Here is a 9,347-nt window from a genome sequence, read left to right on the forward strand (position 1 = left end):
TCTCTGAGCTATATGTGTAAATTATTGATTTTATTCTCCCCACCCCAGCCCTCCCCATCAGGGGAGGGAGTTGTCTTACCCTATGGGCTTGTGTTTTTAACAAATTTCCCACTACCTTTAGGGCAGACTTTATGAAAAAAGTCAATATCGAGTTTAATTCCCAAATCCTAGGAACCCCATGGCCCCAAAACTGATAGCCCTAGCGATAACCCTGTTCTGCTTCGGTGCGGCCTACGCGGATGAGGTGGAGGTGGTCACTGAGGTGGCGGTGAAAACGGCGACTATTACCGACACCACTTTACACGCCTATGTCCAGGCCTACGGCTTGGTCGAACCAGCCTTAGCCAGCCACGGTAAGGCGGCGGCGAGTGCGAGAGTCGCCAGTCCGGTGGCGGGGATTATTGCGCAGGTGTATTGCGAGGAGGGTGGGCAGGTGCAGAAAGACGCGCCGTTGTTCGCCTTGGATAAACGCGCCACCGCCGCGCAAATTGCCAAGGCCGAGGTGGCTTTGGATTTTGCCAAGAAAAATCTGGCGCGTAAACGCTTGCTAAAGCCCGATGAAACTATCTCGCGCAAGTTGCTTGACGATGCCGAGCAGTTGGTGGCGGCGGCGCAGACCGATTTACAGACCGCACAAACCCAAGGCGCGTTGCAGACCATTACCGCCCCGCTGGCGGGTACGGTGTCGGCCATCCATTTTAAGGTCGGCGAGGCGGTCAGCGCCAGTAGCGTGTTGGCGGATTTAATCGACGCGCACCGCTTAGATCTGGTGTTGCATGTCCCTAGCCAAGAAGCCGTCGCCCTGCAAATTGGGCAAAGTGTCGCTATTGATGTGGGTAAGGCGGTGCTGGGCGCGGGTAAGCTCAGTTTTATTAACCCGCAAATCGATCCGCTTACCGATACTGTGCTGGTGCGGGTCGAGTTGCCCGATAGTGCTTGTAGCCCCGGCCAATGCTTACGTTCCGGCCAGTTTATCCATGCCCGGATTACTGTCGAGACCCACCCGCACCGTTTGGCCGTACCTGTCGCCAGTGTCGTTAACCATGATGGGCAAAGTGTGCTGGCGGTGGTGGAGGGCGATCAGGCCGTGCAGCGGCCAGTGGTGACGGGCTTGCGTGACGGCGATTGGTTGGAGGTGTCCGGTGCGGGGCTGGGGGCGGGGATGACGGTGGTCAGCGAGGGGGCTTATGGTTTGCCGCCGCAAACCCGCGTCAAGGTGCTGCCATGATGCCGAGCGCCGCGTTTGCCTTACGCCACAATAAGGCGATTTTCTTTCTTTGTGCCGCCCTGTGTTTGGCGGGGATTTATGCCGCTTTGGGGATGCCGTCGGCGATTTTTCCGCATACCGATTTTCCGCGTGTGGTGATTTTGGTCGATAACGGGGTGATGCCCGCCAATGATATGATGGCGACCATCACCCGTCCGGTGGAAGAGGCGGTGAAGGATATTCCGGGGGTGCGCACAGTGCGCTCGAAAACCGGGCGCGGTACGGCGGAAGTGAATGTGTTTTTTACTTGGCAAACTGATATGGTGCAAGCCGAGCTGTTTGTCCAAGGCCGTTTGGGGGTGGTGCAAAAAAGCTTGCCGCCTACCGCCACGTCGGCAGTGTGGCGGCTGACTTTTGCGGCCTTTCCGGTGCTGGGTTTAGGTTTGACCGGCTCCGGCCATTCTCTGACCGAACTCTGGGAGACCGCCCGTTATAAGCTGCAACCGCGTTTGCTGCGTGTACCCGGCGTGGCGCGGGTCGGTCTGGTCGGTGGCCGCGCCCCGGAATACCATGTCGTGGTCGATCCTTTGCGCTTGCAGGCGGTCAACTTAAGTTTGGCGCAAGTCACCGACGCGCTGCTGCGCAATAATCTGGTCGCCCCGTCGGGGATGCTGGAGGAAAATTACCAATTATATCTGACCGTGGTCGATGGCCGTGTCCATTCCGCCGCCGATATTGAAAACCTGACTGTCGCCGTAGTCGGCAATCCGCCGAGTGCGGTAGCCGCCCCCTCCGCGCTCGGCCATCCGGTGCGGATCAGGGATTTTGCCCGGGTCGAACGCGCCCCGGAACCCGTGTTTAACGTCGTCACTGCTAACGGTGCCGATGCGGTGTTGTTGAACGTGTACAGCCAACCGGACGGCAGTACGCTGGACATCGCCAAGCAACTCAAAGAAGAATTGGCGGTGTTGCGCCAGCAGTTGCCGCCGGGTATGCAGGTGACGCTGTTTTACGACCAGTCGGTGCTGGTCGGCGACTCCATCCAAAGCGTTTGGGAAGCGATTATCTTAGGGCTGTTGTTGTCGGTGCTGATTTTGTACCTGTTTTTGCGCAATTGGGGCGCGACTTTGGTGGCAGCGACGGTGATACCCGCCACCGTGTTGATGACCTTGTTAATGGTGCGGGTGTTCGGTTTAAGTTTTAACTTGATGACCTTGGGCGGTATCGCCGCCGCTATTGGCCTGATTATCGACGATGCCATTGTCGTGGTGGAGGCCATCCATGCCAAAATTGTCGCCGGAACGCCGCGCTTGGCCGCTGTGCCGCAGGCGTTGGCGGAGATTTTCCGGCCTTTGCTGGCTTCGACGCTGACCCCGGTGGTGGTGTTTATCCCCTTGGCATTTCTCGATGGGGTAGCCGGGACGTTTTTCCGTGCCTTGGCGCTGACCATGGTGGTGTCGTTACTGACCTCGTTGGTGTTGGCGGTGACGCTAATCCCGGCCTTGGCGGCAGCGTGGTTGCCAGCGTCTGCACCCGTCCATCAGGATGAAGGTAAGGGGGCGTTGGCGCGGCTGTTGGATTTTTATGCTCAGGCCTTGCGCGGGGCATTGCGGCATGTCTGGCTGGTCTTATTGGCTTGTGTGGCGGTTTTGGCGGTGGGCGTGGGTTTGTATGGGCGGCTGGAGAGCGAGTTTTTGCCGTTTATGGATGAAGGGGCGTTTGTTTTGGATTACCACACGCCGTGGGGGACGAATTTAACCGAGACCGACCGCCAATTGCAACAGGCCGAAGCAATGCTCCGCGCCCTGCCGGAATTGGAGAGTTACTCGCGGCGCACCGGGGCGCAATTGGGCTTGGGCATTTCGCAAGCCCATGGCGGCGATTTTTTGGTCAAACTGAAAACAGACCGCCAGCGCAGCACCGATGCCGTCATTAATGAGTTGCGCCCCAAACTTCATGCGCAAATTCCTGTTATAGATTGGGAGTTTGCTGGCATTCTTAATGATTTAATCGGCGATTTGACCTGGTCGCCGCGCCCGATTGAAATCAAGCTGTTTTCCACCGATGTCGCGTGGCTGAAACAAAAAGCCCCGCAAATCAAGGCCGAACTCGCCAAAATCAGCGGCGTGGTCGATACCTTTGATGGCTTGGAGACCACCGGCCCGACCTTAAGCTTACGGGTGCGCAGCCCCGACGCGTTGCGCTTCGGCCTTACCAGCAATGATATTGCGATGGCGGTCAGCACCGCGATGCTGGGGCAAAAAGCCTCTTATGTGTTGGAAGGCGACCGGGTGGTGAATATCCGCGTCAGGATGGACGGGGCGGCGACTGGGCAAGCTGCACAGTTGCGCGAGTTGCCGATCCGCGCCGCCGATGGCCGCACCGTGAAATTGTCGCAAGTCGCCGATTTGGTCAATGAACCGGGGCAATTGCAATTGAACCGCGAAGACTTGCGGCAATTGGTGGCGGTGTCGGCACGTTTGGAGAACCGCGATTTGGGCAGCGCCATTGCCGAAATCAAGGCCAAGCTCAGTAACGACCCCAGCTTGCCGCCGGGGGTGGTGGAATTTGGCGGTTTATTTAAACAGCAGCAAGAGTCTTTCCAAAATTTGTTGGTGGTGTTGCTGGTTTCGGTGCTGTTGGTGTTTGTGGTATTGCTGATTGAATTTGGCTCGTTCAGCCAAGCCATTGCTATTGTCATCGGCTCGGTACTGGCCTTGTCCGGCACGGTGTTGGCGTGGTTTATCACGGGTACGTCGGTGAATATCGTCTCCTTATTGGGGGCGATTATCGGCATCGGTGTGGTGGCGAAAAACGGCATTTTAATGCTGGACTCGGTACAGGCTTTTTTGGATCAGGGCTTAAGTTTGGCAGAGGCGCTGGTCGCCTCAGGCCGCCGCCGTTTGCGTCCGGTGCTGATGACCTCCTTAGCTGCTACGTTAGGGCTGTTGCCGTTGGCTTATGGGATTGGGGCGGGGTCAGATATGCTCAAGCCCTTGGCGGTCGCGGTGATGGGGGCGTTGACCTTGTCGGTGCTGCTGTCGTTGTTGGCTACGCCGTGTTTGTATTATTTGTTGCGGCGGGGGCGTTAATACTCAATCATCAAGTTTTTCATAAAAACTACCCTGAATAGAGTAGGGCATTTGTTAAAAACACAAGGCAGTAGGGTAAGGCCGCTCCCTCCCCTGATGGGGAGGATTGGGGTGGGGAGAATAAAATCAATGACTTATACATATAGCTCAGAGAGTTTGATCGACATATTTTTATTCTGTTTAATGAAAAAAGCGTTGTTTAGATTCTCCCCACCCCAACCCTCCCCATCAGGGGAGGGAGCCGGATTTCATTGCAATTTGTTGTTTTAATTAAATATAATGACTCGCCTGTTGCCTAAAATCTGAGCTATTTATTTTAATGTTAAAAACTTGAACATCGGGTTTAATGTATTGACAAGTGGCTTGTACGGCAATTTTCCGTTATGTTACTATGGCTCTAAATTAACAGGCAACGAAGGAGGATATGATGCTATCGTCTAACAATCAACGCATTGATCTGCGCGTGGATTTGGAAACCAAACAACTGGCGGAACGCGCTTCTGCCGCTTTAGGGTGCGTATCCTTAACCGAATACATTACCCGCTTGATACGCGAAAACTCCCCGCAGATTATCCGGCAACAAACCGAGATAAAACTCAGCAACCAACAATTCGACAGCTTTATCGCGCTGTGCCAAGATCCTAACTTAAAGCCTAGCCAACGCTTAATCAAAGCCGCCCAACGGTTGGATGAGGAAGGTTTTTAATGGCGTTTGCAAGCCAATTTGTACTGCTTAACCCACAACAGCATGAAGTGAAAAGCTTCGACTGCGGCAAACCGGACATGAATGTGTTCTTGAGCCGTTACGCGGATAAAAATAGAAAGCTAGGCCTGAGTGCGACTTGGATTTTAACGACGCAATGCCCTCAAGATAATCTGAATAAAACCGCTATTGGTGCGTATTACACGCTCGCGTCAACAGCGGTCAGCCGCGAACAGCTTCCCACCGATAAAAACTTACCCGCCTATCCTGTACCCGTGGTGTTATTGGCACGGTTAGCGGTTAACCGTTGTTTCCAAAAACAAGGTTTGGGCGAAAAAACCTTGGTGAGCGCGTTACGGCAAAGCGTTTATCTGACCGATAAAGGCCTGCCCGCCTTGGGCGTGGTGCTTGATGTGTTAGATGGCGACGCGTTGGGCTTTTACCAAGCGTTTGGGATGTTCCGGCCTTTCACAGACCAACCGATGCGGCTTTTTGTGCCGATGGAGGCGATTAGGGGAATTTAGCTTGAAGGTTAGGCAGGTCAGATTCTGCTCAATCTACAGGACTTTTTAGCTGTTAATTAAAAAACCATTGTGTTTGTTAGGCAAATTAAATAAACTAAACTGAGCGAAAAATACAATAGCAGGCCATTCGTTTCCCTCTATCCTGTCATAAATTGGCAAGGATTAACAATGTCATAATTGAGGTTACTATGCACGATTACGCTATACTTGGACATGATCGTTCCGTCATAGGAAGGTGGTTAGGAGTTATATCAATAACCTTAGCTGGGGGAATTGCGCAACTATTTACTTGGCTAAACGAATTAACTGGTTTAGAGGCTTTTTCAGTAACCATAACTACTGGGCTGATTTACTGGGTTCTTGATTGGGTCTTTAATAAATGGGCTTGGAAGATTCCAATTTTAGAAATTCCAAACTTAAATGGAAAGTGGCAAGTAACCGGAAAAACGCTCGATGAAGATGGTAACACTAGGTATGAATGGAATGCAGAAATAGGTATTGAGCAAAAGTGGAAAACTATATTAATTCACTTAAAAACAAAAGACAGTCAAAGCGAAAGCTATACCGCAACGTTATCAAAGCAGTGTGGATTACCCGGATGGCGACTCAGTTATAGTTATCGCAATAACCCGAACATTCAACAAAGCCATGAACTTAATTCTCACAAAGGCTATTGTGAAGTTGAATTAAACGCAGATGTAACATCAGGCGAAGCTTCATATTTTAACAGTGCTGGTAGAAGGTCTTTTGGCACAATGTATTTTACAAAGGTTTAATGATGGATTTTGAAAAAAGATTCCAGGCGTTAAAAGAACGTCGTCAAGATAATCGTCCGAGCGTTACCTTGGAACATATGTCGTATGCAGTTGGTAGCCAACAAAGAACAGGACGTTTTAGAGATAGCTTAGGTGTAGTTGTAGCCGATAGCCAACAAAAAACAGAGCATTTTGAAGAGTTAAAAGAACCTAAAGGGGTGAAATATTCTATTGGTGCTATGCAGCCAGTTAGCAAAGACTCAACAGAAGCATCAATTAACGAAGGAAATAGGGTTTCGGATAGCTTAGTAAATAAACTTAATGCTCAAGGCGAAAATGTAACGAGAAAAATGCAAGGTTCGGTGGCTTTGGATGTTCATATTGAAAGTTACTCCGATATAGATATGCTCATAATAGTAACTAGTCCAGTCCATTTAGAGCATCCGCCAGTAAGCCCAAATAATTATACCAATTCAAACGACCACAGAAGCTTAAAAGATATTGCGAAGGATGTTAGGTTAAAGTCAGAAAAAACTCTGCCTATGGTTTGTCCAAAATCAGATATTGACTGTACTGGCAAAAAATCAATAGCTTTGAGTGGTGGTGACTTGTGTATAAAAGTCGATATTGTACCAGCAGTTTGGTTTGATAGTATCAAATATCAACAATCTAGCCAAGAGCACGATAGGGGGGTAAAAATATATCACAAGGGAGACCACGAGCTATTATTGAATTATCCATTTGCCCATATCAAAAAAGTACATGATCGAGATGTTATTTATACGGGGAATCTAAAGTGTGTAATCCGGTTGATGAAAACTATTATTGCCGATATGCCAAGCCATAAGAAATCAGTAACAAAAAGACTCAGTAGCTACGATTTAGCGGCTATTGCATATCACATGGATAAGCGCCTTAGCGTACCATTATATCTTAGATTAGGACTCGTTGAAAAAACAAAGGATTATTTAAAGGAGCTTTTAAATGATAAGCGCCATCGAGACTCGCTTGAGGTTCCCGATGGTACAAGAAAAATTTTTGACGATAATGGTAAAACTGAAGCACTAGAAATGCTCGCAGAAGAATTTAATGATTTAGCAGTTTCAATATTTAAAGAACTTAAGCCTTTTTATAATTATGACCCATCGGTTATTGTGAGTAAGGCTATTTTTTAGGTGCTAAAGTTTGTTCAAACCTATATCTAATAGCCTAACTGGTGAATATAACGCTATTGGTTAGGCTATTTTTGCTCAACGAACTGCCTTCATACCCATTTATCCAACCTCCTACCGTTTTTACTATCAACATGCTGTTTCCCCAGCGTATTAACATATCAGGCAAATAAAATTTAAAATGTAGATCGGGCAAGAGTTTCTGCCCGACGCACCACCTACATTAACCTGCGCCTGATCGTTTAACCCTGCACTGTTAGGCAAGCATTTTACGGCTGACGAAATTGGCAAATGTCATGCAAAACTGCCTGTCCGACCTACGTTGTGCACAAACCCCTGTTACTTTTATCTTTTTCTATTTATGTCTAAATTCCCCCTGTATTTGTTTATCCGCCGTTTGCTCATTGGTTTGGGTGTTGCTTTGGTTTTGGTGGTGTTTGCCGCTTGGCAGGCGGGGTCGGAGTTGATTAAGCCGGCGGCTTGGACGGTGGGGGATGCGCCTGCGGATTTGCAGGGGGTGACGGTGCATATACCGTTAGCGTCTGGTGGGGCGGTGGCGGGGTGGTGGTTGCAAGGCCAGGCGGGGCAGGGGGTGGTGGTGTTGCTGCATGGGGTGAAGGCGGATCGGTGGGCGATGTCGGCGCGGGCGCAGTTTTTGCGGCGGGCGGGTTATTCGGTGTTGTTGGTGGATTTGCCCGCGCATGGCGAGAGTACGGGGCAGTACATTACTTTTGGCGTGAATGAGGGCGAGGCGGTTAAAGCCATGTTGGCGTATTTGCGGCGGCAGGTGCCGGGGGAGAAGGTCGGTGTGATCGGGGTGTCTTTGGGTGCAGCGGCGGTGGTGTTGGCGAAGGCGACCCCGCCGCCGGATGCGGTGGTGGTGGAGTCGATGTTTCCGACCATTGAGGACGCGGTCACGGATCGGATGGTGCATTATTTTGGCCCTCTCGGTCGGGGCGTTGCGCCGTTGTTGCTGTGGCAGTTGCCGTGGCGCTTGGGTATTTCTACCGGGCAATTGCACCCTATTGATGAGATAGGCGCGTTGGCGGCCCCGGTGTTGGTCGCGTCCGGCACGGAAGACCCACTGACGACGTTGCCGGAAGCGCGGCGGATTTTTGCGGCGGCGAAGGAGCCTAAGCAGTTTTGGGCGGTTGAGGGAGCGGCGCATTGGGATTTACATGCTTACAATCCGGCGGCATATCAGGCGAAGATTTTGCCGTTTTTGGCGGCGTATTTGCCGCGAAAGGTGAGGCCTTAGGAGAGATTTACCATGCAGATAGTATTAGAGCGCGGCGTTGATGATATTGTCTTCGGCATGACCGAAGCCGAGCTGGTCACGTTGTTGGGCAAGCCTGATAAGGTCGAGTCGGATTCGGAGTATGGCATCACTCGCCTATACTACTATAAACGCAAGCTCGTTTTGAATATCGAGGATAGCAACGATAGCCGCCTCGGCTGGCTTGAGGTGCATAATCACCAGGCCCGATGGTTGGGGCTAAACCCTTGGACACTGGCACCTGACATTTTGCTGGCACGTTTAGGCCATTATTTGCACGATACTTACGCGGTAGATGACTATGGCGGTATGGAATCTTATAATTTTGATCGGTATTGGCTGGAGCTGCAATATGTATTGGGCGACTTGTCGGCGTTTAATTTTGGTGTGACTTACGGTGCCGACGATAGGCCTTTATGGCCGCCACGCTGACTTACAGCCTATTGCTTAGGCTATTAAGGAACGTGCATGAAATTAAGTGGGCGTTTGAACTCGATCATCAAGTTTTTCATAAAGTCACCTCGAAATAGTGGGAAAGATTTACGAAGAGCTAAGGCTTGTCAAGGTGGACTGCTCCCTCCCCTGATGGGGAGGGTTGGGGTGGGGAGAATAAAATCA

Annotated in this window: 8 protein-coding genes; all 8 read left to right on the forward strand. The window is 50.9% G+C overall.

Features of this window, described 5'->3' with window-relative positions; genetic code table 11:
- Positions 1-178 precede the first annotated feature (178 nt).
- The 8 genes from AADEFJLK_RS00525 to AADEFJLK_RS00560 all read left to right on the forward strand — a co-directional run bounded on the left by AADEFJLK_RS00525 (position 179) and on the right by AADEFJLK_RS00560 (position 9,161).
- The gene (locus tag AADEFJLK_RS00525; protein WP_103972938.1) at positions 179-1,228 is read left to right on the forward strand and encodes an efflux RND transporter periplasmic adaptor subunit; all 1,050 of its coding nucleotides are present in this window, start codon (positions 179-181) and stop codon (positions 1,226-1,228) included.
- The gene (locus AADEFJLK_RS00530) at positions 1,225-4,299 is read left to right on the forward strand and encodes an efflux RND transporter permease subunit (RefSeq protein WP_103972939.1); all 3,075 of its coding nucleotides are present in this window, start codon (positions 1,225-1,227) and stop codon (positions 4,297-4,299) included. The genes AADEFJLK_RS00525 and AADEFJLK_RS00530 overlap by 4 nt, the downstream gene beginning before the upstream one ends.
- Before the next feature lie 424 nt (positions 4,300-4,723).
- Positions 4,724-5,005 (forward strand): type II toxin-antitoxin system TacA family antitoxin, encoded by a 282-nt coding sequence (locus tag AADEFJLK_RS00535; RefSeq protein WP_249027945.1) that lies wholly within the window; start codon positions 4,724-4,726, stop codon positions 5,003-5,005.
- Positions 5,005-5,526 (forward strand): GNAT family N-acetyltransferase, encoded by a 522-nt coding sequence (locus AADEFJLK_RS00540; RefSeq protein WP_103972940.1) that lies wholly within the window; start codon positions 5,005-5,007, stop codon positions 5,524-5,526. Before AADEFJLK_RS00535 ends, AADEFJLK_RS00540 begins: the two co-directional genes overlap by 1 nt.
- A gap of 188 nt (positions 5,527-5,714) precedes the next feature.
- Positions 5,715-6,302 (forward strand): Cap15 family cyclic dinucleotide receptor domain-containing protein, encoded by a 588-nt coding sequence (locus tag AADEFJLK_RS00545; protein WP_103972941.1) that lies wholly within the window; start codon positions 5,715-5,717, stop codon positions 6,300-6,302.
- Positions 6,303-6,304: 2 nt separating this feature from the next.
- Complete coding sequence (locus tag AADEFJLK_RS00550) at positions 6,305-7,456, forward strand: hypothetical protein (protein ID WP_146054475.1); 1,152 nt, start codon at positions 6,305-6,307, stop codon at positions 7,454-7,456.
- A 358-nt stretch (positions 7,457-7,814) separates the two neighbouring features.
- Positions 7,815-8,711: an alpha/beta hydrolase gene (locus AADEFJLK_RS00555; RefSeq protein WP_103972943.1), complete on the forward strand. Its 897-nt coding sequence runs from the start codon at positions 7,815-7,817 to the stop codon at positions 8,709-8,711.
- A gap of 12 nt (positions 8,712-8,723) precedes the next feature.
- Positions 8,724-9,161, forward strand: a complete 438-nt coding sequence (locus tag AADEFJLK_RS00560; RefSeq protein WP_103972944.1) for a hypothetical protein — start codon at positions 8,724-8,726, stop codon at positions 9,159-9,161.
- The last annotated feature ends 186 nt before the right edge of the window (positions 9,162-9,347 follow it).

This window comes from Methylovulum psychrotolerans, from assembly GCF_002923755.1.
In the GTDB taxonomy this organism is placed as follows: domain Bacteria; phylum Pseudomonadota; class Gammaproteobacteria; order Methylococcales; family Methylomonadaceae; genus Methylovulum; species Methylovulum psychrotolerans.

What these genes read in the sequence shown, in the direction of transcription:
- AADEFJLK_RS00525 (WP_103972938.1), top strand. Translation starts at nt 179, where the DNA reads ATGGCCCCAAAACTGATAGCCCTAGCGATAACCCTGTTCTGCTTCGGT.
- AADEFJLK_RS00530 (WP_103972939.1), top strand. Translation starts at nt 1,225, where the DNA reads ATGATGCCGAGCGCCGCGTTTGCCTTACGCCACAATAAGGCGATTTTC.
- AADEFJLK_RS00535 (WP_249027945.1), top strand. Translation starts at nt 4,724, where the DNA reads ATGATGCTATCGTCTAACAATCAACGCATTGATCTGCGCGTGGATTTG.
- AADEFJLK_RS00540 (WP_103972940.1), top strand. Translation starts at nt 5,005, where the DNA reads ATGGCGTTTGCAAGCCAATTTGTACTGCTTAACCCACAACAGCATGAA.
- AADEFJLK_RS00545 (WP_103972941.1), top strand. Translation starts at nt 5,715, where the DNA reads ATGCACGATTACGCTATACTTGGACATGATCGTTCCGTCATAGGAAGG.
- AADEFJLK_RS00550 (WP_146054475.1), top strand. Translation starts at nt 6,305, where the DNA reads ATGGATTTTGAAAAAAGATTCCAGGCGTTAAAAGAACGTCGTCAAGAT.
- AADEFJLK_RS00555 (WP_103972943.1), top strand. Translation starts at nt 7,815, where the DNA reads ATGTCTAAATTCCCCCTGTATTTGTTTATCCGCCGTTTGCTCATTGGT.
- AADEFJLK_RS00560 (WP_103972944.1), top strand. Translation starts at nt 8,724, where the DNA reads ATGCAGATAGTATTAGAGCGCGGCGTTGATGATATTGTCTTCGGCATG.